General features: G+C 65.1%; 24 protein-coding genes, 1 tRNA gene and 1 riboswitch. Of the genes, 12 read left to right on the forward strand and 13 right to left on the reverse strand.

All coding sequences use genetic code 11. The features are described from left to right. Positions 1–40: 40 nt before the first annotated feature. The 4 genes from D8676_RS16360 to D8676_RS16375 all read right to left on the reverse strand — a co-directional run bounded on the left by D8676_RS16360 (position 41) and on the right by D8676_RS16375 (position 3,030). Complete coding sequence (locus D8676_RS16360; RefSeq protein WP_121582161.1) at positions 41–1,354, reverse strand: HAMP domain-containing sensor histidine kinase; 1,314 nt, start codon at positions 1,352–1,354, stop codon at positions 41–43. After that, complete coding sequence (locus D8676_RS16365) at positions 1,351–2,022, reverse strand: response regulator transcription factor (RefSeq protein WP_121582162.1); 672 nt, start codon at positions 2,020–2,022, stop codon at positions 1,351–1,353. The genes D8676_RS16360 and D8676_RS16365 overlap by 4 nt, the downstream gene beginning before the upstream one ends. A gap of 56 nt (positions 2,023–2,078) precedes the next feature. After that, entirely contained in the window at positions 2,079–2,801 is a 723-nt protein-coding gene (locus D8676_RS16370) for a PepSY domain-containing protein (RefSeq protein WP_147448207.1), read from the reverse strand. 144 nt (positions 2,802–2,945) lie between these two features. Then, positions 2,946–3,030: transfer RNA gene (locus D8676_RS16375), tRNA-Leu, on the reverse strand. Between the two features lie 319 nt (positions 3,031–3,349). On the opposite strand from D8676_RS16375, the gene mgtE reads away from it, so the two are divergent. Both mgtE and D8676_RS16385 read left to right on the forward strand, forming a co-directional pair. Next, positions 3,350–4,765: a magnesium transporter gene (mgtE, locus tag D8676_RS16380; RefSeq protein WP_121582164.1), complete on the forward strand. Its 1,416-nt coding sequence runs from the start codon at positions 3,350–3,352 to the stop codon at positions 4,763–4,765. Positions 4,766–4,849: 84 nt separating this feature from the next. Beyond that, positions 4,850–5,236, forward strand: coding sequence for a MerR family DNA-binding transcriptional regulator (locus D8676_RS16385; RefSeq protein WP_121582165.1), 387 nt, complete (start codon positions 4,850–4,852; stop codon positions 5,234–5,236). 57 nt (positions 5,237–5,293) lie between these two features. On the opposite strand, the gene D8676_RS16390 is transcribed toward D8676_RS16385, so the two are convergent. The 4 genes from D8676_RS16390 to D8676_RS16405 all read right to left on the reverse strand — a co-directional run bounded on the left by D8676_RS16390 (position 5,294) and on the right by D8676_RS16405 (position 9,236). Continuing rightward, positions 5,294–7,039: a pilus assembly protein TadG-related protein gene (locus D8676_RS16390; protein ID WP_245426844.1), complete on the reverse strand. Its 1,746-nt coding sequence runs from the start codon at positions 7,037–7,039 to the stop codon at positions 5,294–5,296. A 2-nt stretch (positions 7,040–7,041) separates the two neighbouring features. Then, entirely contained in the window at positions 7,042–7,473 is a 432-nt protein-coding gene (locus D8676_RS16395; RefSeq protein ID WP_121582166.1) for a TadE/TadG family type IV pilus assembly protein, read from the reverse strand. A 249-nt stretch (positions 7,474–7,722) separates the two neighbouring features. Next, positions 7,723–8,259 carry an isoprenylcysteine carboxylmethyltransferase family protein gene (locus D8676_RS16400; RefSeq protein ID WP_121582167.1) on the reverse strand — a complete coding sequence of 179 codons (537 nt, stop codon included), beginning with the start codon at positions 8,257–8,259 and terminating at the stop codon, positions 7,723–7,725. Further along, positions 8,256–9,236, reverse strand: coding sequence for a DUF1624 domain-containing protein (locus D8676_RS16405; protein ID WP_245426846.1), 981 nt, complete (start codon positions 9,234–9,236; stop codon positions 8,256–8,258). Before D8676_RS16405 ends, D8676_RS16400 begins: the two co-directional genes overlap by 4 nt. 210 nt (positions 9,237–9,446) lie before the next feature. Between D8676_RS16405 and D8676_RS16410 the strand changes: the two genes are divergently transcribed. Continuing rightward, entirely contained in the window at positions 9,447–10,646 is a 1,200-nt protein-coding gene (locus D8676_RS16410; protein ID WP_121582168.1) for an MFS transporter, read from the forward strand. Positions 10,647–10,649: 3 nt separating this feature from the next. On the opposite strand, the gene D8676_RS16415 is transcribed toward D8676_RS16410, so the two are convergent. Further along, positions 10,650–11,813 (reverse strand): aromatic ring-hydroxylating dioxygenase subunit alpha, encoded by a 1,164-nt coding sequence (locus D8676_RS16415; protein WP_121582169.1) that lies wholly within the window; start codon positions 11,811–11,813, stop codon positions 10,650–10,652. 101 nt (positions 11,814–11,914) lie between these two features. Continuing rightward, a riboswitch (cobalamin riboswitch) is annotated at positions 11,915–12,104 on the forward strand. Positions 12,105–12,138: 34 nt separating this feature from the next. Here D8676_RS16415 and D8676_RS16420 point away from each other — a divergent pair. Genes D8676_RS16420 through cobO form a run of 4 tightly spaced genes read left to right on the forward strand, consistent with a single transcriptional unit; the run spans position 12,139 to position 14,238 of the window. After that, a complete protein-coding gene (locus tag D8676_RS16420) occupies positions 12,139–12,318 on the forward strand; it encodes a CbtB-domain containing protein (RefSeq protein WP_121582170.1) in 180 nt (59 codons plus the stop codon). A 15-nt stretch (positions 12,319–12,333) separates the two neighbouring features. Next, complete coding sequence (locus D8676_RS16425) at positions 12,334–13,107, forward strand: CbtA family protein (RefSeq protein ID WP_121582171.1); 774 nt, start codon at positions 12,334–12,336, stop codon at positions 13,105–13,107. Then, on the forward strand, positions 13,100–13,621 hold the full coding sequence (gene cobU, locus D8676_RS16430; RefSeq protein WP_121582172.1) for a bifunctional adenosylcobinamide kinase/adenosylcobinamide-phosphate guanylyltransferase: 522 nt from the start codon (positions 13,100–13,102) through the stop codon (positions 13,619–13,621). Before D8676_RS16425 ends, cobU begins: the two co-directional genes overlap by 8 nt. Then, on the forward strand, positions 13,621–14,238 hold the full coding sequence (gene cobO / locus D8676_RS16435; protein WP_121582173.1) for a cob(I)yrinic acid a,c-diamide adenosyltransferase: 618 nt from the start codon (positions 13,621–13,623) through the stop codon (positions 14,236–14,238). The genes cobU and cobO overlap by 1 nt, the downstream gene beginning before the upstream one ends. 3 nt (positions 14,239–14,241) lie before the next feature. On the opposite strand, the gene D8676_RS27355 is transcribed toward cobO, so the two are convergent. Continuing rightward, the gene (locus tag D8676_RS27355; RefSeq protein WP_183097123.1) at positions 14,242–14,385 is read right to left on the reverse strand and encodes a hypothetical protein; all 144 of its coding nucleotides are present in this window, start codon (positions 14,383–14,385) and stop codon (positions 14,242–14,244) included. 246 nt (positions 14,386–14,631) lie between these two features. Beyond that, positions 14,632–15,597, reverse strand: a complete 966-nt coding sequence (gene cbiB / locus D8676_RS16440) for an adenosylcobinamide-phosphate synthase CbiB (protein WP_121582174.1) — start codon at positions 15,595–15,597, stop codon at positions 14,632–14,634. On the opposite strand from cbiB, the gene cobD reads away from it, so the two are divergent. Beyond that, the gene (gene cobD, locus D8676_RS16445) at positions 15,596–16,666 is read left to right on the forward strand and encodes a threonine-phosphate decarboxylase CobD (protein ID WP_121582393.1); all 1,071 of its coding nucleotides are present in this window, start codon (positions 15,596–15,598) and stop codon (positions 16,664–16,666) included. The two genes, cbiB and cobD, sit on opposite strands and share 2 nt — an antisense overlap. Continuing rightward, positions 16,663–17,172 carry a tyrosine phosphatase family protein gene (locus D8676_RS16450; RefSeq protein ID WP_121582175.1) on the forward strand — a complete coding sequence of 170 codons (510 nt, stop codon included), beginning with the start codon at positions 16,663–16,665 and terminating at the stop codon, positions 17,170–17,172. Before cobD ends, D8676_RS16450 begins: the two co-directional genes overlap by 4 nt. Before the next feature lies 1 nt (position 17,173). On the opposite strand, the gene D8676_RS16455 is transcribed toward D8676_RS16450, so the two are convergent. Both D8676_RS16455 and D8676_RS16460 read right to left on the reverse strand, forming a co-directional pair. After that, a complete protein-coding gene (locus D8676_RS16455) occupies positions 17,174–17,971 on the reverse strand; it encodes a creatininase family protein (RefSeq protein ID WP_121582176.1) in 798 nt (265 codons plus the stop codon). A gap of 54 nt (positions 17,972–18,025) precedes the next feature. After that, positions 18,026–18,409 (reverse strand): RidA family protein, encoded by a 384-nt coding sequence (locus D8676_RS16460; RefSeq protein ID WP_121582177.1) that lies wholly within the window; start codon positions 18,407–18,409, stop codon positions 18,026–18,028. 238 nt (positions 18,410–18,647) lie between these two features. Between D8676_RS16460 and D8676_RS16465 the strand changes: the two genes are divergently transcribed. From D8676_RS16465 to D8676_RS16475, 3 genes are read left to right on the forward strand one after another with little or no spacing between them, the layout of a single operon-like run. Beyond that, entirely contained in the window at positions 18,648–19,649 is a 1,002-nt protein-coding gene (locus D8676_RS16465) for an ABC transporter substrate-binding protein (RefSeq protein ID WP_121582178.1), read from the forward strand. Between the two features lie 34 nt (positions 19,650–19,683). Beyond that, positions 19,684–20,493, forward strand: a complete 810-nt coding sequence (locus tag D8676_RS16470) for an ABC transporter ATP-binding protein (protein ID WP_245426870.1) — start codon at positions 19,684–19,686, stop codon at positions 20,491–20,493. Then, positions 20,480–21,337, forward strand: a complete 858-nt coding sequence (locus tag D8676_RS16475) for an ABC transporter permease (RefSeq protein WP_121582180.1) — start codon at positions 20,480–20,482, stop codon at positions 21,335–21,337. The genes D8676_RS16470 and D8676_RS16475 overlap by 14 nt, the downstream gene beginning before the upstream one ends.

A 21,337-nucleotide genomic window follows, 5' to 3' on the forward strand; every position in this document is an offset into this window, starting at 1 on the left:
GCGCAAATGCTGTCGATCCCCAATCCGGAGAGGGTCGCTGCTATGGCTGAAACTCGACCGTGACGCGCAACCCAGGCGCGTTGTCGGACAGCTTCAGCGTGCCCCCATGCAGCTTGACGATGGCGTCGACCAGCGCCAGTCCCAATCCGCTGCCGGGAGTCGAACGGCTGCGGTCGAGGCGATAGAGGCGGCGCAGGACAGTCTGCTGTTCGGCCGCCGGGATGCCAGGGCCTCGGTCGGCCACGGTGATTGCGGTACCATCGACGGTCAGGACGACGGGACCGGGCGGACTGTGGCGCAGCGCGTTCTCGATCAGGTTGGCGATAACCTGGCCAAGCAAGGTGCGTTCGCCCCTTATCGTGCCAGGTGCGTGCAGGGTCAGGGTCAGGTCGTGGCCGGTTTCCAACGCCGCCGGTTCGTAGAGCTCGGTCATGGTCTGGGCCAGTGATCCCAGGTCAACGGCGGTAAACCGCGCGCGCGGGCTGCCACCTTCGATCTGTGCGATCTGCAAAAGCGCCTGAAAGGTCGCGACGATACCGTCGACCTCTGCCGCCGCGCGGTCCAGCAGCGTCAGGCCGGGGGCTTGGGCACGTGCCTGGTCCAGCAGGACCGCCAGCCTCTGGATCGGTGTTTTCAGGTCATGCGCGATGTCGGCGGAGACTTGGCGCAGGGCGGAGACGGAAGCCTCCTGCGCCGCCGCCAGCCGATCGATCCCCAGTCCGACACGCGTCAGATCGTCGGGTGCGCCCGGCAGTGTGGGCAGGCGCGCAGCCAGGTCGCCGGTGGCAAGGCGTTCCAGCGTGTCCTCGATGGCCCTCAGGCGCTGTGCTGATCGGAACGCGAAGATGATCCCGCCGCCCAGCACCAATAGCGCGGTGGGCAGCAAGGTGAATGTCAGAACCTGCAGGAAGATTTCGCGTAGATCGTGGAAGGCGTCGGCATCCTGACCGGCACTGAGTTCGCCCCCCGCGACCTTCTTGCGCAGAAGGATGTAGCTGCCCTCGACGTCTCCCGTTTCATCTTTGAGCCTGACTTCAGCCAGCTTGTCCTTAGGGAGGGGACCAAGGTAATTGCCCACCGATCCCTGGGGGCCGTCATACCGCAGTATGACGTGATCGGCATCGGCCCGTGCTGCGGCGGTTCTGACGGCGCTTGCAATGTCCTCGGGCCGATCGGAGGCGGACAGCGCGTCGATTTGCAGCTCCAGCGCCGTCTCGGCTGCATCCATCAGCGCGTTGTTGGCCAGCCACCACGTCACGCCAAAGGTGACCAGGCTGACAACCAGAAACAGCGCCACCAGCCGTAGCGTCAGGCGCATCGGCGTGGTGCGCAGAACCTCGAGCAGGCGGTTCATGCATCGATCCTGTAGCCGGCGCCGCGTACGGTCCTTATCAGCTCAGTGGGGAAGGGTTTGTCCACCTTGGCGCGCAGCCGCGAGATATGGCTTTCGACAACATTCGTCTGCGGGTCGAAATTCAGATCCCACACGGCTTCCAGCAGCATGGTGCGGGTCTGCACCCGGCCCTTGTGACGCAGTAGGCATTCCAGCAGGGCAAATTCGCGCGGCAGCAGGTCGATCTCGACATCGCCGCGGGTGACGGTTCGGCGGATCAAGTCCATGCGCAGATCGCCTGCGGTCAAGGTCGGCTCCATGTCCCGCATCTGCGGCCGGCGCGCCAGGGCGTTGATGCGGGCCGACAATTCGCCAAAAGCGAAGGGTTTGACGAGGTAGTCGTCGCCACCCGCGTTCAATCCCTCGATGCGGTCGTCGACGCCGCCAAGCGTGGTCAGGAAGATCGCCGGCGTCAGATTCTTCGCCGCCCGCAGCGTACGCACCAGCGACAGCCCGTCCAGATCGGGCAACATCCGGTCGACAACCAGCACATCGAAGTCGTTGGTCTGCGCGGTGATGAGACCGTCGCGGCCATTCCGACAGAGGTCGGCGACATGGCCTTCCTCCCGCAGCCCTTGCAGGATGTAGTCGCCGGTCGCGGGGTCGTCTTCGATCACCAGAAGGCGCATCTCGCCCCTTTCGTCAGGCCGGCCCCTCCACGGGGCCGGCACGATGTCATTTAGGTTCAGCCGTTACTTTCACCGTCCTCATGGCTATCATCGTCGTGACCCTTCCGGACAGGGTCAAGCTTGCCATCCGCCGGGTTCAACATGAAGTCATGAACTGAGCCATCGGCCTTGACGATCTCGACCTCTATGCCGCGAAACTTGCCGTCCTCGCGGTCGCCCTCGATCGCCATCACCTTTCCACCGCCCGCCGCCTCGGCCTTGGTCACCAGGTCGACCAGCGTGCTGCCCAGCATCTCGGGCGTCACGGCGTCGTCATCGTCGGAGACATCGCCCTTGTCCTTGGTCGAGATCACCGCCCCGGTAGTGGCATTGATCTTGACCTCGGCGCGTTTGGTGCCGGCGACAGTCTTGACCTCCCAGACGCCGGTACCGTTCTTTTCGTCGAATTCGGCTTTGATGGCCTTGCCGCCCGATGCGGTTTCGGCCGCCTTGATGCCGGCAGCGATATCGTGCTGAGCCTTCTGGAACAGGGCAATTTCGGTAAGATCGTCGCTGCCGGCGGCCAGGGCCGTTCCGGTCAATGCGCTGGTCGAAACCATGCCGGCGATCAGGATAATGGAGGCGGATCTTTTCATACTTGTTTCTCCTTGCATGTGGCGGCGTCTGGCCTGCCAATGAGAGAAAGGTAGAAGGGTGCCCTGACAGAAAAATCTCGGCTGGATTATCTTTGTGTAATGTTCCAGGGCCGCCATCTCACGCAGGCCCTGGGTGGTCTTCACGGCTCGGCGCCGTCGCGGGCATAAGCAAGGGAAGCGTCAAGGCGCGACTGCTTCGGCGGTTTTGGTGCGCGGCCACAAAGGGAAAACGCCCGCACCCCGATAAGGGTGCAGTGCTTTCAACCGTTATGACGGGAAAAGCGTCGTTGGTGCGGTCGAGAAGACTCGAACTTCCACGGGTTGCCCCACAGCGACCTCAACGCTGCGCGTCTACCAATTCCGCCACGACCGCACGTCACGAAAGGGCCGGTCGGAACCGGCCCGCGGCATGTAGCAAATCGCTATATGCGAAACAAGTGCAAAGCCCACTTTATTCCCTGCCGCAGCGAGAGGCGAAATGACACCGCCTTCGCGGCGGCGAAAACCCTTCCGGAACGGCTGAATTCCGGATCGAATCCTTCGGTCTCGGGCCTCTTCGTGCCGTCGCGGCGAAGTCCTCGACCTTGTCCCCGAATTCCGTCCGGCCAAACGCTTCAATCTTGGCGGAACTTGCTCTAGACCTGACCGGCATCGTCCACCCGGCCGCCAGGCCTGTCCCAAGGGAGGCGCCGTTGGAAAACCAGCACGAAGCGACGCCTGGCGCCGGTTCGCCCGAAACCCACGCCGACATCTACGGCGAGGACGGCGTCATCCGTGCCTCGTTCCTCGCCCATGTCGGCGCCGCCATCGCCGACCGCGACACGATCACGCTCAAGAAGGAAGTCGGCGGGCTGCACCAGTCCGAGCTCGGCCACCTCCTGGAGGCCCTGCTGCCCGAGCAGCGTCTGGCGCTGGTCGAACTGCTCGGCAAGGATTTCGACTTCTCCGCGCTCACCGAGGTCGACGAGGCGATCCGCCTCGACATTGTCGACAATCTGCCCAACGAGCAGATCGCGCAAGCCGTCCAGGAACTCGATTCGGACGACGCGGTCTACATCCTGGAGGACCTCGACCAGCAGGACCAGGACGAGATCCTGGCGCAACTGCCCTTCACCGAGCGCATCAGGCTGCGCCGCTCGCTCGACTATCCGGAAGAGACCGCCGGCCGGCGCATGCAGACCGAGTTCGTCGCGGTGCCGCCCTTCTGGACCGTCGGTCAGACGATCGACTACATGCGCGAAGACAAGGACCTGCCCGACCACTTCACCCAGGTCTTCGTCATCGACCCGACCTTCAAGCTGCTCGGCGCCATCGACCTCGATCAGATTCTGCGCACCAAGCGCGCGGTCAAGGTCGAGGACATCATGCACGAGACGCGCCACGCGATCCCGGCCGCCATGGACCAGGAAGAGGCGGCGCGCGAATTCGAGCAGTACGACCTTCTCTCGGCCGCGGTCGTCGACGAGAACGACCGGCTGGTCGGTGTGCTCACCATCGACGACGTCGTCGACGTGATCCAGCAGGAGGCCGAGGAAGACCTCCTGCGCATGGGCGGCGTCGGCGACGAAGAGCTGTCCGACACCATCGTCGCCACCTCGCGCTCGCGGGTGCCGTGGCTCGCCGTGAACCTGGTCACCGCCTTCGTCGCCGCTTCGGTGATCAGCCTCTTCGACGCCACCATCGAACATGTCGTCGCGCTGGCGATCCTGATGCCGATCGTGGCCGGGATGGGCGGCAATGCCGGCTCGCAGACCATGACCGTCACCGTCCGGGCGCTCGCGACCAGGGACATCGACATCTACAATGCCGGCCGCGTCATCCGCCGCGAGATGGGAGTCGGCTTCATCAACGGCATCGTCTTTGCGCTGCTCATCGGCAGCGTGGCGGGGCTGTGGTTCCAGAGCATGGAGATCGGCGGCATCATAGCGACCGCGATGATCGTCAACATGTTCGTCGCCGCGGTTGCCGGCATCCTCATCCCGCTGCTGCTCGACCGTGTCGGCGCTGACCCCGCCGTCGCCTCGGCGGTCTTCGTCACCTCGGTCACCGACGTGGTCGGTTTCTTCACCTTCCTGGGGCTCGCCGCATGGTGGTTCGGGGTCGCCTGAGCGCACCCGGAAAAGGCTGAAATTGACTTTTACGTAAATGCCGTCAGACTCCGCGCCATGCGGAATCGGCCGCAGGGAGCCCCCATGCGGGAATATTACTCGATCACCGAACTGACCCGCGAGTTCGACATCTCGACCCGCACGCTGCGCTTCTACGAGGATGAAGGGCTGATCCAGCCGGTGCGACGCGGCCGGACCCGCCTGTTCCGTCCGTCCGACCGCCATCTCATCCGGCAGATACTCAGGGGGAAACGCCTCGGCTTCTCGATCAACGAGATCCGCGAGATCATCCAGATGTACAGGACGCCGCCCGGTGAGGTCGGCCAGCTCAAGCTGATGATCAAGCGCATCGAGGAGAAGCGCGAGGATCTCCGCCAGAAGCGCCGGGACCTCGAGGAGACACTCGCTGAGCTCGACAATGCCGAGGAGGCCTGCGTCGAGCGGTTGGTCGAGCTTGGCGTCAACACATGAATGCCGCCGCGCCAGGTTTTGCCCGGCGCGGCATGTCGGAGAGGGGCTGACCGGCGATCAGTTCACGAGCACGGACCGTCCGCACGAGACGCCGTTGACGCGGATGTCGGCCTCTCCGACCCGCACGCCGAGCGCTGAGAGAAGATTGTAGAGCAGGGCGTCCACAGGGGCGGTGACGCCGCCGAGGATGCTGCTCACGGTGCTCGTCAGGACGCCTTCCGACGGTATCACCAGGCCGAGGCTGAGAAGGCCGAGGTCCAGCTTGACCTTCAGGTCGAGATCGTCGAGCAGCGAGGCGGTCAGGGATTCTGTCAGGTTGCGTGAGGACACGGATTTGACGGCGCGGGCGTCGATCTCGCTTTTGGTGAAGTTCAGCGTCGTCGGGTAGAGATTGCCCATGTTGACGTGGGCGCTTCCCGTGATTTTCACGATGGGCATCTGCACGATCTTCGCCGGCTGCACCACGGGCTTGGTGGCGAACTGCTTGAGCCCGGCCGGATCTATTTCGCCGATCCAGACCTCCGCTACCCCCGGCTGGGCGGCGACGGACACGCGCGCGCTCTCGACCCGGCCGGACGGACAGGAAACGCTCTTCAGCTTGGCTTCCGCATAGGCGAGTTCGACATAGATCGGCAGCCGGATCGAAGCGCCGAGCAGCCCTCCCGGGCCTCCGACCGACGCGACCATGCGCAGCCTGGTCTGCGCGGTGCGGACGATCGTGCCGGCCTCGCCGATCGCGAACCAGGGAGAATGCTGGGGCGGTTCGCCGATCGCGAGATCGGCGGTGACGCCGAGCAGGCCGGGGATGGTCAATCCGGTGTCGAGGCTTATCTGGTTGGTCCCGTTGGCGATTGCCGCGCTCGCGCCCAGCACTTCCATCAGCCCTATTGCGGCATCGAACCCCGCATTGCCCTGGCCGAGGCCCAGATGGCCGACCCTGCCGAGATCGAAGAGATGCGATAGCGGCAAGTCTATCGTGGTCGACGCAGGGATCGCGTTGGCAATGGCAGTCAGCGCGAGCTGGGCCTGCCGATTGTGCCCGCTCACGGCGGCAAGCGCGCTGGCGATCTCTCCAATCGTCGCGTCCGCGGCCAGCACGTCGTCATAGGTCCCGGCGGTGATATCTAGTTTGGTGGCGAGCACGTCGAGGAAGGCGAGCGCGCTGACATCCGTGTCGATCAGCGCATTGTAATCCATGACGCTGAGCGCGATGTTGGCGCCCAGGAGCTTGCCGAGAAGCACATTCAGAATGCCGTCGTTGACGCCCACCAGCCTCGATCCGACGGAGAAGGCGGCTTCGGCCGGAAAGCTCGCGATCGCGGTGGTCGAGATGGTCGGCGCGGCTATCAACCGGCTCGCGAAATAACGGGTTCCCTTCTCGCGAAAGGTCACCTTCACCGCATTGGCGGGCTCGCCGCCGATAACGAATCGAACCTCGGGCGCCAGGCCGGGGTCTGCTTTGTAGCGTCCCTTCTGGATGCGGACGTCCGACGCCGAGGTCTCGGCGTATAGCGGCAGTCCGGGGCCGGTCTCGATCAACGCCACATCCGGATGCCGGTTTTCCCGGAAGGTGGTCAGCACGGCCAGTTCCGCGCGGTCGATATTGGCCGCGGCGACGATGGCGGCGAGATCGGTGATCGACTGCGCCTCGCGGCGCTCGAGATAGAGAGAACCCTCGTCGACCGCCAGTGCGGCCGCGGCGATGCCGACCGGCAGCAGCACAGCCCCCAGGATCGCCACGTTGCCGGATGCGTTGCCGAGCCATCGTGTCGCCAGCGATGACCACCCCTTGCCCATGAACATTTTTAGATACCCCCAATCCTGATGGTGGATGAACGTGAGATCGTCTTGCCGGGAAGCGGCAGGCGCTCGAGAAAGCGCCAGATTGGCAGGTTGCCGGCGTCGTACTCGACCGAAACCACGAACTGCTGCGCATCGTTGGGATTGTCGGCGACTTCGACTTCGAGCTTGTCAGCCTCGATGAAGACATAGCCGCCGCCATTGGTGTCTATGAAGTTCTGGGCGAGCGTCTGGCGCTCGGTTTCGTTCAGCCCGGCGATTGCCGTTCGCGCCGCATCGGCGGCGATCTGCTGAACCGAATGCGCGGCACCGAAATAGATGCCGTAGGCGATCATTCCCAAGGTGAGGAAAATGAAGAGCGGCGCTACAATCGCAAACTCGACCGCCGATGTACCGGTTATGCTCTTGAAGAATTTATGCGTATTTCGGTATTTCATGATGCCTTCCCACGTATGAGAAGATACACCCTGAAAAGCTACGTCAGGTAAAAGTAGTTGTTGGCATTTTAAGCAAAGATACGCTGAGATTACGGTATATATGGCCTGTAATCATGCAAATCGAAATGCAGCCAAGATTTTTCTGGAAATTTTGCACTGGCCACCAAGCTGTCCGAATCCCGGAAATTTCCTGTCGGCGCGCCTGTGTGGCGCGAAGCTTGCGCGGAAAGGCCGATTTTCCTCTCGGAATCAGATCCAGCGTCTGACGCGCTTGGCATAGTCGCGGTAGCGCTTGCCGAACTTTTCCGCCAGCCAGCGCTCTTCCTTGTCGATCGCCATCTTCTTGGTGGCGAAGGCAGCGAGAAGCGCCAGCGGCAGGAACCAGGTGATGCCGAAGACCAGCCCCACGCCGATCAGAAGCAGCGTGTTGGCCAGATAGATCGGGTTGCGCGTGACGCCGAACGGGCCCTCGGTGACCAGATGTTCGGGCGGCGTGTTGGGGTTGATCGGCGTCTTCGCCCGCGTCATGGCCCGGAAGGCGGTGAAGTACAGCGCCGCCATCGCCAGCAGCGCCAGCCAGCCGACCGCTACCAGAATGTCCGACATCGGCGGGCCGAGCCAGGGCAGGGGGTAGACGGCGTGCAGGATCACGCTCACCGCGATCGCCGCCAGATAGATCAGCGGTGGCCACGGAACTACGCCGGCCTTTGTCCCGGCAGGCGCGGGCTGGGGAGTGGCGGGGGCAGGGGCCGCCTGCTTCGCATGCTTCTTCCTGGCGTCGCTCATTGGCCTCCCTCCTCGAACATCGCATCCTCCGTCTCGACGGTGCAGCGGCCGGCGATCTCCTCCACCTTGCCGCGCAGCGTCTCGCTCCGCTCGCCGCCATAGACGCTCTCGATGACGCCTTCACGCTCCAGCGTACCGAGCATGCAGCCACAATAGCGGGTGCAGAACGTCGTGTCGCGCTGCTCCCTGCAACTCGCCTCGCAGGCCTGCAGGAAGCGCACTTCGCGCGGCACCTCGGCTGCCGGAAAGATCTGCGAGAACAGCCAGATGCAGGCGATCAGCACCGGCTGGTGGATGAGGTAGACGGCAAGGCTGTGGCGGCCGCCGAAGGAGAGCGGCCAGGTCCATGCCGGCGTCCGCAGCCTCGCCAGCCTGGCGAACAGGCCGGTCTGCTGCGCGATCTTCGCCGCCGCGATGCCTGCCAGCACCGCCGCGAACCAGGGGAACACCGGCACGTAGTCGTTGGAGCGCGGGCGGTTTTCGGACAGCCCCGTCCACCACCACCAGGGATCGTCGAAGAAAGGCGAGCGCAGGTAATGCGGCGCGGCGATCACGGCAGCGGCGACGATCAGCGTGACCGCCGCCGGCAGGCGCAAGAAGAGAAGCCCGAGCAGGCTCGCGAGCGTGATCTGGTGCAATATGCCGAAGAAGATGAAGCCGTCCGGCACGGCGATGTAGGTGACGATCGAAATCGCCAGCGCGGCGCCCGCGACCATGGCCAGCCGCCGCCAGAAGCCGCGCCAGCGGATGCCTCTGGCGTGGCCGAGGAAGAGGCCGACGCCGACCAGGAAGAGGAAGCTCGAGGCGATGCAGCGGGCAAAAAGCTTCCAGCCGCCGATGGCAGTCATTCCCGGCGGCACATAGCCGAAGAATTCGAGATCCCAGGTGAAGTGATAGATCGCCATGGCGAGGAGCGCCGTCCCGCGGGCGATGTCGATGGCGTCGATGCGCCCCTTGGGTTGCGGCTCGTTTGTCACGTCCGATTCCACTCTGTTGGCATGACCGTTAGCATGCCTGCGCAAGCGGCGGCAAAGCGGCGACGGCCGTCCGCGGTGCGGCGGAGCTTAGTCCAGACGCGGGCAAACGATAGCCACCCCGGTTTTGCGGCACCGGCAGGTCGCTTTCCTGCTATCTGCGCGCGCAGCCGGCTGGAACTCTCGGCGGCGCGCCATTTCTCTTCTGGTCCCATGACGACCCAGGTCCGGCATCCCATCTGGTTCTTCGCCGTCCGGCCAGCCGGTGCGCGCACCTTCGCGACCCTTTACGGCCTCGAATCCTTCGCCCGCGCGTCGATCTCCTCCGTCATCCCGATCCAGGCCTACGAGATCCTGCACAGCAAGCAGGGCGTCTCGATCCTCTATACGGTCGTCGCGCTGCTCGGCCTGTCGGTCACGCTCTTCATGCCGATGCTCATCCAGCGGTTCTCCCGCCGCTGGGTGTACACCGCCGGCGTGGTCCTGCTAGCGGTCGGCGCGCTGCTGTTCATCGTCGACACGCTCGCCGGACAGGTTCTCGGCATGCTGGCGCGGGTGATGGGATCGTCGGCGCTGGCCATCACCCTCAACCTCTACATCATGGACCACATCCGCAAGACGGAGGTCATGCAGGCCGAATCGCTGCGGATGGCCTGGTCGATGCTGGGCTGGACCGCCGGGCCGACGCTCGGCGTCTTCCTTTATTCCCGCTACGGCATCGTCGCGCCGAATCTCGTGGTCATCGGCTTCGCAAGCGTGCTGCTGGTCATGTTCTGGCGCTATCGCCTGTCCGACAATGCGCTGATCCGGCCTGGCAAGACGCGCGCCTCCAATCCGCTCGCCAATATCGGCCGCTTCGTCGCCCAGCCCCGGCTGAGGCTTGCCTGGGTCATCGCCTTCGGCCGCTCCTGCTTCTGGACCACCTTCTTCGTCTATGCGCCGCTGCTCATGGTCGTCACCGGCGAGGGAAGTCTCGCCGGCGGCCTGCTCGTCTCGGCTGGCAACGCGATGCTTTTCTTCGCCGTCTACTGGGGCAGGGTGGGCAGGCGTTACGGCGCGCGCAACATCATGACGTTCGCCTTCTTCGCCATGACCGCCACGCTGTTTGTCGCAGCCTTTTGCGGCGAGCGCTTTCCTCTCGTCGCCGGCTTCTTCCTGCTCGGCACGGCGCTGTTCGCCATAGCGCTCGACGCGCTGGGCTCCACCGCCTTCCTGCGCGCCGTTCATGCCTACGAACGGCCGCAGATGTCGGCCGTCTACCGCACCTATCTCGATCTTTCGGAGCTGCTGCCGCCGCTCGTCTATTCGGTGGTGCTCGCCTTCTTCGGACTCGGCGCGGTGTTCGGCACGCTCGGCGTCTTCACCGCCTTCTGCGGCTGGCTCGTCTGGCGCTACCTGCCGAAGTCGATGTAACGCCTAAAGCGCCTCGTGCTGGGCGCGGACCCAGCGGTGGAAGCGGTGAAGGTCGTATTCCTCCGGCATCAGCACGCCCGACGAGTGCCGCCGCGAATGCAGGCCGCGCTGGTTGAGCTCGCACACTGCCGCGTCCTCCTCCAGCACCTGTCTGCCGAAGGCCACGATGTTGTCGAGGCCGGCGGGCGGGATCTCCTGCGGCGGGAACAGCCATTCGGCCGTCAGCCTGGTCTGCTCGGCCCCGAGCGGCAGCAGGCTCACCGTGCGCACATAGTCGACATGGCCGACGATGAACATCGAGGGCAGGTGCATGGCGTAGGTCTGGCCGGCCTTGCGCTCCGCCTCGGTCAGCCTCTGGAATTGGACCCCGTGCGCGCGCCCATCCTCCGACCACGTCTCGGCGCCCTCGCGCAACCGTCCGGAAAATTCCGGCGCGTCGTTGTCCGCGTGCTTCGCCCAGTCGGGATCGTCATGGCGCGCCATCAGCCCCCGCCCATAGATCGGCACCAGATGCGACAGGTGCTTGTGCACACCGGGGCAGTGCAGGCATTCGTTGAAGTTCTCCCAGAAAATCTTCCAGTTGCAATTCATCACCTTCGAGAAAACATGTCCGCTGACGAGTTCTTCCAACGGCCAGTTGGCGAGGCTCACCGACGCCTCATCGAAGGTTTCCTCGACGCTTCCCTTCGCGCGCTCATCGAGATTGACAAAGACAAAACCACGCCACTCCGACAGCGCCACCGAATAGAGCGGATAGTCGGACTTCAGGAAGCCCTCGGGCAGCGATTTCGACGGCACCCGTACGAGGTCGCCGCGCAGCGAATAGGACCATGAATGGTAGGGGCAGGTGAGAAGCCTCGCCTTCAGCCTGCCGCTTGTCGCCTGGCAGAGCTGCGAGCCCCTGTGGCGGCAGGTGTTGTGGAAGGCCCTGAGCACGCCGGTCTCGTCGCGCACCACCAGCACTTCCTGGGTGCCGATCGTGAAGACGCGGTATGCGAGCGGCTCGGCGATGTCGGCGGCGCGGCAGACCATGATCCAGCGCCGGTACCAGATCGCATCGAGGTCTCGTTGATAGTCCGCCGGATCGAGATAGGCGCTGGAAGTCAGCGTCTCCTCCAGCCGGCGCAGGCCATGGTAGGGATCGTGTCCGGCGGCTTTGGGCTGCATCGCTGCGCTCCTTTCTCGCCAGCGGATACCCGGGCGCGCGGTTTGTCAATTCGCGGCCGCTTGCGTCGGTTTATTGGTTTGCCCGACCCGGCTTTCTCGCCTATAGTTCGCGCGTCGACGGTTCCGAAAGGACCAGAGGGAATGCGGTGCGGGTTTCGACCCAAAGCCGCGGCTGCCCCCGCAACTGTAAGCGGTAGTTCTTCCTTTAAGCCACTGAGGCAATGCCTCGGGAAGGTGGGGAGGGCGCCAAATCCGCGAGCCAGGAGACCTGCCGGCGACAAGATTTTTCTCGATGCCCTCGGGTGGAGGGTGAAAGGACTTTGGAATGAACGCTGCCACTATCTCGCTCGGTGCGACCGTCTCGTCCGGTTCGCGCGCGGCTCAGCTCGGCCTCGTCGCCCTGCTCGGTCTCTTCGTCGTCGGCTTCCTCGGCTTCTCGCATATGGAAGTCGTCCACAATGCCGGTCACGACTACCGGCACTCCATGGCTTTTCCCTGCCACTGAGGAAAGGCTGACATCATGAACCTGTTTCGCAACGCCGTGTTCACCGCGGCGGCCGCGGGCCTATTGGCCGGCCTGATCCTCGCCGCTCTGCAGACCTTCGCCACCGTGCCGCTGATTCTGCAGGCCGAAACCTTCGAGAACGCCGGCGAGCCGGCCCACGACCATGGCGCCGCGCCCACCGAGGCTACACCCGCCGAGCCAACGCCTGCCGAATCCGCCGCCGCGCCCGCCGAATCGGACCACCATGGCGACGAAGCCTGGGGGCCGGAAGACGGTTTTGAGCGTTTCGCCTACACGCTCGCCATCAATGTAGTCAGCGGCATCGGCTTCGCGCTGTTGCTGGTCGCCGCCTCCGAACTCGCCGGCGGCATCTCGAACTGGCGTCAGGGCACGTTCTGGGGTTTCGCCGGCTTTGCCATCTTCACGCTGGCGCCCGGCCTCGGCCTGCCGCCCGAACTGCCGGCCATGCCTGCGGCTGACCTCTTCGCCCGGCAGGTATGGTGGGTCGGCACGGTGGCTGCCACCGCGGCGGGCCTGGCGCTGATCGCGTTCCGCGGCAGCGCACCGCTCTCGATCCTCGGCGTTGCGCTCATCGTTCTGCCGCACATCATCGGTGCGCCGCAGCCCGAGACCCACGAATCGCCGGTTCCCGACGGCCTGCATCATCAGTTCGTCGTCGCCGTCACGGTGACGAACCTGATCTTCTGGGTTGCGCTCGGCGGCATCGTCGGGCTGGTGCGCCAGCGCTTCCTCGGCCAGTCGGAAAATCTCGGCAAGAGCTTTGCCTGACGCTTCCGGGCAGAGCCTCACTCTTCTTCTCGGCGGCGCCCGCTCGGGCAAGAGCACGCACGCCGAGAAGCTCGCCACGGCGCTGCCGGCGCCGTGGACCTACATCGCCACGGCCCAGGCCTATGACGGCGAGATGGCGGAGCGCATCGCGCTCCACCGCTCCCGCCGCGGCGAAGGCTGGCAGACGGTCGATGCCCCGCTCGACCTCGCGCAGACTCTTGGCAGCGTGCCGGAGGGCAGGCCGGTGCTGGTCGACTGCCTGACGCTCTGGCTCTCCAACCAAATGCTTGCCGATCACGATATCGATGCGGTCTCGGCCGAACTGGAAAAGACGCTCTCTGCGCCGCGCGGGCCGTGGTTCGTCGTCTCCAACGAGGTGGGGCTCGGCATCGTGCCGGACAATCCGCTCGGCCGGCGCTTTCGCGACGCGCAGGGACGGTTGAACCAGCGCGTGGCCTCGATTGCCGACCGGGTGCTCTTCATGGTCGCCGGTCTGCCCATGCAGGTGAAGTGATGAAGCCGATCGACGACAAGGAAGAAGAACGACACCGCGCCAAGATGGCCAAGCGCAAGGCCGTGCAGGACGCCGAAGTCGCCGGCAAGACGATCCAGGAAAAAGGCCTGCTGATCGTCAACACCGGCCCCGGCAAGGGCAAGACCACCGCCGCCTTCGGCCTGGCGCTGCGCATGCTCGGCTACGGCCGCCGCGTCGGCGTCGTGCAGTTCGTGAAGGGCGCCTGGCACACCGGCGAGAAGGACGCCTTCGCGATCTTCGGCGACAGGATCGTCTGGCGCACGATGGGCGAGGGGTTCACCTGGGAGACGCAGGATCTGAAACGCGACATCGCAGCGGCCGAGGCCGCCTGGGCGAAGGCGCTGGAACTGATCGCCGATCCCACGATCAGCCTCGTCGTGCTCGACGAACTCAACATCGCGCTGCGCTACGACTATCTCGACCTCGACGCCGTGGTCGCCGCGCTGACATCCCGCCGCCCCGACCTCCACGTCGTTGTCACCGGCCGCAACGCCAAGCCCGCCTTGATCGAAGCCGCCGACCTCGTCACCGAGATGGGCGCGGTCAAACACCACTTCTCCGCCGGCGTGAAGGCGCAGAAGGGCATCGAGTTCTAAGGACTAAACGAACATCATCACGACCACCGCGCCGATCGCGATCAGGACCAGTCCTGCAACCAGCATGGGCACCAGACTGCTGCCCTGCGAATCCCTGCCACTGGCCTGATCGGATGAAAGGATAACGGGCTGCCTCTTGTCGTTCATGACCACTTCCCCGTTCCGACAGATTAAGTGGTAAAAGAAATACCACTTAATCTGTCGGAACGGAGGTGTGGCATAATGGTGCGGAGGCAGCTCCCCGCTTGCCATGGGAGCAGGTCGACCATCAGGCAGGACTCACGAGCGATACCACCGGTGCTTGACGCAGTCGGTCAATTAGAGCGGGCCAGGCTGCGAAAGCAGGCGTGGCGACTATAGGGGCGCCTGCGCCATGGATGCATCCCGCGTAGATCAAATGACAAGCATGATGCCTAGGGCGCCCAGCGCCGCCATCAGCAGCACGTCAGCCATCCAGAACAGTCTAAGCGCCCGCCTGATGTCGGCCGCCGTCACCTCGCGCCGCCCGCCTTCGCCCATATAGGCGTAGTCGCCCATCACGCCGCCGTAACTGCGGGGACCTGCCAGTGCGATGCCGAGCGCGCCGGCCATCGCCGCTTCCGGCCAGCCGGCATTGGGTGAGCGGTGCTTTTTCGCGTCGCGCCAGACCGCGCGCCATGCCGCGCCGGCGTCCATTCCCGGCAGGATCGCCGCCGCCGCGACGATCAAGAGCGCCGTCAGCCTGGACGCCGGCAGGTTGACCAGGTCGTCGAAGCGCGCTGCCGCCCAGCCGAACGCCTCGTGTTTCGGGGTCCGGTGGCCGATCATGGAATCGGCGGTGTTGGCCGCCTTGTAGGCAGCGCCGCCGGCGAGTCCCCCGGCCGCCATCCAGAAGGCCGGCGCCACCACGCCGTCCGAAAAATTCTCAGCCAGGCTTTCGATCGCCGCGCGCGATACTGCGGCCCGGTCGAGCTGCTCGGGGTCGCGCCCGACGATCCTCGACACGGCCTCGCGTCCCGCCTTCAGTCCGCCCGTGTCGAGCGCCGTCGCCACCGCCTCGACATGTTCGGCGAGGCTCTTTTGCGCGAGCAGCGTTGTGCCGAGCGCCACCACGACGAAAAAGCCCAAGGCGTTGAGCAGGAGCAACCGCTCCAAGACATAGGCGACGACCGCCGGTACGCCGACGATCGCCACCAGCGCCGCGACCCCGCAAAGACGACGCATGCGGTCGCTGTCGGTCGCGCGGTTGAGCGTCCCGTCGAGACAGGATATCAGGCGGCCGATCCAGGTGACCGGATGGCCGATCGCGGCAAACAGGCGGTCCGGATAACCGAGCTTCGCCTCGATGGCGAGCGACAGGAAGGCGATCAGGACGGACATGGACGTTCCGGCGAAGGGAATTGCGGCGGTGGCCGATCACGGCGGCAGCCTTGGCCGCGCGCGCTCGCTGTTTGCGCATGCGCCGGAGCCGTGGGTCGACCTCTCCACCGGGATCAACCCGCACTCCTATCCGCTTTTCGATCTGCCTGCCACCGCGCTGACGCGCCTGCCGGAGCCTGCCCGCGCGCACGAACTTGCAGCCGTCGCAGCGCAAGCCTACGGCGCGCCGTCGCCGCGCCATGTGGCGCTCGCGCCCGGCACGCAGATTCTTCTGCCGCGCGTGTTTTCGCTGAAAAAGCCAGGCCGCGCCGCGATCCTCGGCCCGACCTATGCCGAGCATGCCCGCACCGCCGCGCTTGCCGGGCACTCGGTCGTCGAAGTCAGCGAATTCTCCGCGCTTGCCGGCGCCGACCTTGCCGTGGTCGTCAATCCCAACAATCCGGACGGCCGCATCGTCTCCCGCGCCGACCTGCTGACGCTGACCGAGGCCCTGCGCCGGCGCGGCGGCCTGCTGGTAGTCGACGAAGCTTTCATGGATGTCGGCCTACGGGCGGAATCGCTCTGCGCCGACGTCGGGCAGGGCGGTATCATCGTCCTGCGCTCTCTGGGAAAATTCTTTGGTCTTGCCGGCGTCCGCCTTGGCTTCGCCATCGCTTCGGAAGACATCGCGCAACGCCTCAATGCCGAGTTCGGCCCCTGGTCGGTCTCCGGCCCGGCGCTGGAATACGGCATCCGCGCGCTTGGCGACCATGCCTGGCAGGAGGATATGCGCAGTCGCCTCTCGGCGGAGGCCGCGCGGCTCGACGGGCTCCTTGCCCGGCATGGCGTGGCGATCGACGGCGGCGTCAGCCTCTTCCGGCATGTGACCACGGAGCACGCCGCAAGCCTCTTCGCGGAACTCGGCAGCCGTGGCATCCTCGTGCGCAACTTTTCCGATCGGCCGAACGAACTCCGCTTCGGCCTGCCGGGCAGCAAGGAGGAATGGCGCCGCCTCGAGGCCGCGCTGTCGGCCTGGAGCGCCGACGCAAGCAACAGGGGAGGCGGCGTTCGCGCCGCCGCATCGCGATGATCTGGGTCTGCCCTTTGTCGAAGGTCGAGGCGACCGTTACGTCCACCAGTGCCGACCGCCTGCTGTCGCTGCTCGCGCCCGGCACTGCGATGACGCGGCCCGCCGCGATTTTGGAGGCGAACCACCTCTTCCTGTCGCTGCACGACATCGCCGAGCCGCAGGAGGGCATGACGCTGCCCGGCGAGGCGCATATGCGCACACTACTCGATTTCGCCGAAAGCTGGAACCGTGCGAAGCCGCTGGTCGTCAACTGCTATGCCGGCATCAGCCGCTCGACGGCTTCCGCCTACATCATCGCCGCCGCGCTGCAGCCCTCGCGCGACGAAGGGGAACTTGCGCAGGCGCTTCGCCTGGCGTCGCCGAGCGCTACGCCCAATCCGCTCCTGATCGCGCTCGCCGATGCGATGCTCGGCCGTCAGGGCCGCATGGTCGCGGCAATCCAGTCCATCGGCCGTGGCGCGGATGCCTTCGAGGGCGTCCCTTTCGCCCTCGACATCGGGCGTTGAACTATTTCAGCCAGTCCGCCAGCTTCGCCTTCTGGACATCCTTCAGCAGGGTGATGAACCCGTCCGCCTGATGCTCCGCCGTCAGCCGGCCCTTTTCGGCAGTCGCCTTCGACGCCTCGCCGACAACTCCATGCGGGTTGAGGTCGGGCGCGATCCAGGCGAAGGCGTGCTGGCCGGTCGGCTTCAGCAGTTCGAACTCCTGCTCCGCCCGCTGCACGCTGGAGTAAAAATCTTCGGCCTTCGTCATGTCGACCAGGTCGGGCCGGAAATGCAGCATCACCGACGTCTCGAAGTCGCCGCCATGGATGCCGTAGCGGTCCTCGATATCGCTGTAGAGCCCGGCAGGTCGGCCGAAGCGCGACCAGCTCGTCTTCACCGCCAGCATCCTGAACGCCACGCGCAGCTCGCGCGCGACGATGCCTATGATCTCCTCGTTGCCGCCATGCGAGTTGACGAAGACGATCTTCCTCACGCCCGCCCGCGCCACCGAGGCGCCGAGATCGGCCCAGGACTGGATGGCGGCGAGCGGCGTCAGCGTCAGCGTGCCCGGCGCATGCACATGCTCGTTGGACTTGCCGACCGACTGCACCGGCAGGATGCGGATGTCGAGATCGTCGGGCAGCCGCGCGATCACCGTCTCCAGCATGCCGTTCATGATCGTCGTGTCAGTCGAGACGGGCAAATGCGGCCCGTGCTGCTCGATGGCGGCGACCGGCAGCACTGCGATCGTGCTTTCCGGGTCGATCTCCGCATAGGCGGTCGTCGGGAAATCGCCCCACCAGACTTTTCTCTGCGCCACTCTGTCCTCCTCGATACTGGCGGGTTTGTAGAGCGCCGCTCCCGGGGCCGCAACTCACCCCGCTGCGATCACCTCGATCTCGACCTTGAACTCGGGCCGCGAGAAACCCGAGACGATCATCAGCGTGGAGGCCGGCGGCGGGTCGGCCACAAGCCGGTCGCGCACAGCCATGTAGGGTTTCATGTGCGCGCGGTCGGTCACGAAGGCGTTGATGCGCACGATGTCCTTCAATGCGAGCCCTGCCTCGGCGAGCACAGCCGCGATGTTGGAGAAGCAGAGTTCCGCCTGCGCGCCGGCGTCCTCTGGGATCGAATCGTCCGGCCGGACGCCGAGCTGGCCGGAGCAGACGATCAGCCGCTTGCCGGCCGGCACTTCGACGGCATGGCTGTATCTTGCGAAGGGCGGCCTTATCGACTTCGGCGACAGGAATCTCAGCATCTTTGTGTCTCCTCTGACGGCAAATGTTAGGGCGGCTCTGCTCTCTACATCAAGGCTGTGGCTTCGTTCTTGCCGACATGGACTAACGCCGGAAAAATAGGCACGATGCCTTCCGATCGGGAGGACGCAGGCCGCCCAGGCCGGACAGCCGACAGGCTGCCGGCGGCATGTGTCTTGCTTCAAATGAACAAGCTTCGGATTCCACGCCTGTGCGCGGGAGCAAAAGAGGGGTGACGTCATGACCAGGATTCTCACGATTTCGGCGGCGGCTTTCGCCATCGCTGCTGCCTCCGCAACTGGCGCTCTGGCGGTGCCGGTGACCTTCGGCACCAACTGGCTCGCCCAGGCCGAGCATGGCGGCTACTACCAGGCCGTCGTCGACGGCACCTATGCCGCCTGCGGCCTCGAGGTGACGATCCAGCAGGGCGGCCCGCAGGTCGCCGGCCGTCCGCTGCTCCTTGCCGGCAAGATCGACTTCTACATGGGCGGCAACATGCAGCAGGCCTTCGACGCCGTCGCCCAGAACATCCCGCTGCGCGTCGTCGCCGCCTCTTTCCAGAAGGAGCCGCAGGTCATGATGTCCCATCCGGGCGAGGGGCTCGACAAATGGGAGGATCTGCCCAACGCCGATCAGTACATCGTCGGTGACGAAGGCGCGCAGAGCTTCCTGCTCTGGATGGCGACGGAATACGGTTTCGACGTCTCGAAACGCGTGCCCTACACCTTCAACCCTGCACCCTTCATCGCCAACAAGAAGTCGATCCAGCAGGGTTACGTGACCTCGGAGCCCTATGCGGTGGAGAAGGAAGGCGGCTTCATGCCGAACCAGTTCCTGCTTGCCGACTATGGCTATGACACCTATTCGACGACCATCGAGGCCATGCAGGATACGATCGACAACCGTCCGGAGGTCGTCCAGTGCTTCGTCGATGGCTCGGCCAAGGGCTGGTACAACTACCTCTACGGCGACAACAAGGCCGCCAACGAGGCGATCAAGAAGGACAATCCCGACATCACCGACGAGCAGATCGCCTTCACGATTTCACAGCTCAAGAAGTTCGGCATCGTTGATTCCGGCGACACCGAAAAACTCGGCATCGGCGCGATGACCGACGCGCGCATGCAGAGCTTCTACGACAAGATGGTGAAGGCCAAGGTGCTGCCGGCAGGCATCGACATCAAGAAGTCCTACACGCTGGATTTCGTCAACAAGGGCGTCGGCCTCGATCTGAAGAAGTAAGCCCGGGTTGGAGCCTAGCCGCATGCTGCAGGAAATGCGGGCCGTGGCCAGCGAAGCGTCGGGCGGGGACCAAAAGTCCCTGCTCACCCTGCGCGACGTCGGCAAAAGCTTCTCCAACGGCGTCACCGCGCTGCGCAATGTCGACCTGACAATCGGGCAGGGCGATTTCGTCAGCCTGCTCGGTCCGTCCGGCTGCGGCAAGTCGACGGCGCTGAGGATCATCGCCGGCCTGTCGACGCCGACCACCGGCATGCTCGACTGGCACGGCGGGCAGGGGCGTTCCGACATCGGCTTCGTCTTCCAGGAGCCGACGTTGCTGCCCTGGGCCTCGGTCTTCGACAATGTCTGGCTGCCGCTCAGGCTTCGCGGCGTCTCTCGCGAGAAGGCCACGCCGGCGATCCGTGAGATGATCGACCGCGTGCACCTCTCCGGCTTCGAGGACGCCATGCCGCGCGAGCTTTCCGGCGGCATGAAGATGCGTGTCTCGATCGCTCGCGGTCTGGTTACCAAACCGCGGCTGCTGCTGATGGACGAGCCGTTCGCCGCGCTCGACGAGATCACCCGCTTCAAGCTCAACAACGACCTTCTGGAGCTCTGGCAGGACGAGCGCTTCACCGTCGTCTTCGTCACCCACTCTGTGTTCGAGAGCGTCTTCCTGTCGAACCGCATCGTCGTCATGGCGGCGCGTCCCGGCCGCGTCTTCCGTGAGATATCGGTCGATGCGCCCTATCCGCGTGACGAGGCGTTCCGCACCTCGCCGGACTATGCCACGCTCTGCCGCGAGACGTCTCAGGTGCTCGGTGAAGCCATCACTCTTGGCGGAGGCGCTCATGACGGCCATTGAGCCCCAGGCCGGCACGGTACCCCTCGATCCCGAGGAAGCGCGTCGGGTCCGCGCGGCAAGGCTGGAGCGCATCGGCAAATGGGTGCTGCCGCTCGCCATCATGGTGCTCGCCGTGTGGCTCTGGGACCGCATCTGCGTCTGGAACGAGATCCCGCGCTACATCCTGCCTCGGCCGGGCGAAGTGGTTGCGACGCTCTACACCGATGCCGGCCTCCTGTTCGGCTCGCTGCTGGTCACGCTGCGCATCACCTTCCTCAGCCTCCTGCTCGCGGTCGCCGGCGGCGTCGGGCTGGCCGTGCTCTTTGCCCAGTCGAAATGGGTGGAGATGTCGTTCTTTCCGTTCGCCGTGATCCTGCAGGTCACGCCGATCGTCGCGGTCTTCCCTCTGATCAACATCTATGTCGACAACCAGACCGCCAAGCTTCTGCTCTGCGCCTGGATCGTCGCCTTCTTCCCGATCCTCTCCAACACGACGCTGGGCTTGAACTCCGTCGATCGCAACCTCATCGACCTCTTCAGGCTCAATGGCGCGACGCGCTGGCAGGAGCTCTGGCACCTCAGGCTGCCCGCCGCCATGCCCTATTTCCTCGGTGGTCTGAAGATCGCGGGCGGTCTTTCGCTCATCGGCGCCGTGGTCGCCGAATTCGTCGCCGGCACGTCGGGTCAGTCCTCAGGGCTCGCCTCGCGCATCATCGAGGCAGGCTACCGGCTCAACGCGCCGCGCCTCTTCGCCGCGCTCATCCTCATCTCCTTCACGGGCATCGTCATCTTCCTGGCGCTGACGTTGGTCTCGCATCTCGTCCTGCGCCGCTGGCACGAAAGCGCGCTCAGACAGGAGCGGTGA

The organism is Mesorhizobium sp. YM1C-6-2, from assembly GCF_003666685.1.
Classification (GTDB): Bacteria; Pseudomonadota; Alphaproteobacteria; order Rhizobiales; family Rhizobiaceae; genus Mesorhizobium_K.

Coding starts and splice junctions, on each gene's coding strand:
- D8676_RS16400 (WP_121582167.1), bottom strand. CDS start 8,259: ATGAGCGACGCCAGGAAGAAGCATGCGAAGCAGGCGGCCCCTGCCCCC.
- D8676_RS16390 (WP_245426844.1), bottom strand. CDS start 7,039: ATGTTCATGGGCAAGGGGTGGTCATCGCTGGCGACACGATGGCTCGGC.
- cbiB (WP_121582174.1), bottom strand. CDS start 15,597: ATGTCCGTCCTGATCGCCTTCCTGTCGCTCGCCATCGAGGCGAAGCTC.
- D8676_RS27355 (WP_183097123.1), bottom strand. CDS start 14,385: ATGAACGACAAGAGGCAGCCCGTTATCCTTTCATCCGATCAGGCCAGT.
- D8676_RS16465 (WP_121582178.1), top strand. CDS start 18,648: ATGACCAGGATTCTCACGATTTCGGCGGCGGCTTTCGCCATCGCTGCT.
- D8676_RS16415 (WP_121582169.1), bottom strand. CDS start 11,813: ATGCAGCCCAAAGCCGCCGGACACGATCCCTACCATGGCCTGCGCCGG.
- D8676_RS16420 (WP_121582170.1), top strand. CDS start 12,139: ATGAACGCTGCCACTATCTCGCTCGGTGCGACCGTCTCGTCCGGTTCG.
- D8676_RS16460 (WP_121582177.1), bottom strand. CDS start 18,409: ATGCTGAGATTCCTGTCGCCGAAGTCGATAAGGCCGCCCTTCGCAAGA.
- D8676_RS16365 (WP_121582162.1), bottom strand. CDS start 2,022: ATGCGCCTTCTGGTGATCGAAGACGACCCCGCGACCGGCGACTACATC.
- D8676_RS16450 (WP_121582175.1), top strand. CDS start 16,663: ATGATCTGGGTCTGCCCTTTGTCGAAGGTCGAGGCGACCGTTACGTCC.
- D8676_RS16470 (WP_245426870.1), top strand. CDS start 19,684: ATGCGGGCCGTGGCCAGCGAAGCGTCGGGCGGGGACCAAAAGTCCCTG.
- cobO (WP_121582173.1), top strand. CDS start 13,621: ATGAAGCCGATCGACGACAAGGAAGAAGAACGACACCGCGCCAAGATG.
- cobD (WP_121582393.1), top strand. CDS start 15,596: ATGGACGTTCCGGCGAAGGGAATTGCGGCGGTGGCCGATCACGGCGGC.
- D8676_RS16385 (WP_121582165.1), top strand. CDS start 4,850: ATGCGGGAATATTACTCGATCACCGAACTGACCCGCGAGTTCGACATC.
- D8676_RS16475 (WP_121582180.1), top strand. CDS start 20,480: ATGACGGCCATTGAGCCCCAGGCCGGCACGGTACCCCTCGATCCCGAG.
- D8676_RS16425 (WP_121582171.1), top strand. CDS start 12,334: ATGAACCTGTTTCGCAACGCCGTGTTCACCGCGGCGGCCGCGGGCCTA.
- D8676_RS16395 (WP_121582166.1), bottom strand. CDS start 7,473: ATGAAATACCGAAATACGCATAAATTCTTCAAGAGCATAACCGGTACA.
- D8676_RS16360 (WP_121582161.1), bottom strand. CDS start 1,354: ATGAACCGCCTGCTCGAGGTTCTGCGCACCACGCCGATGCGCCTGACG.
- D8676_RS16410 (WP_121582168.1), top strand. CDS start 9,447: ATGACGACCCAGGTCCGGCATCCCATCTGGTTCTTCGCCGTCCGGCCA.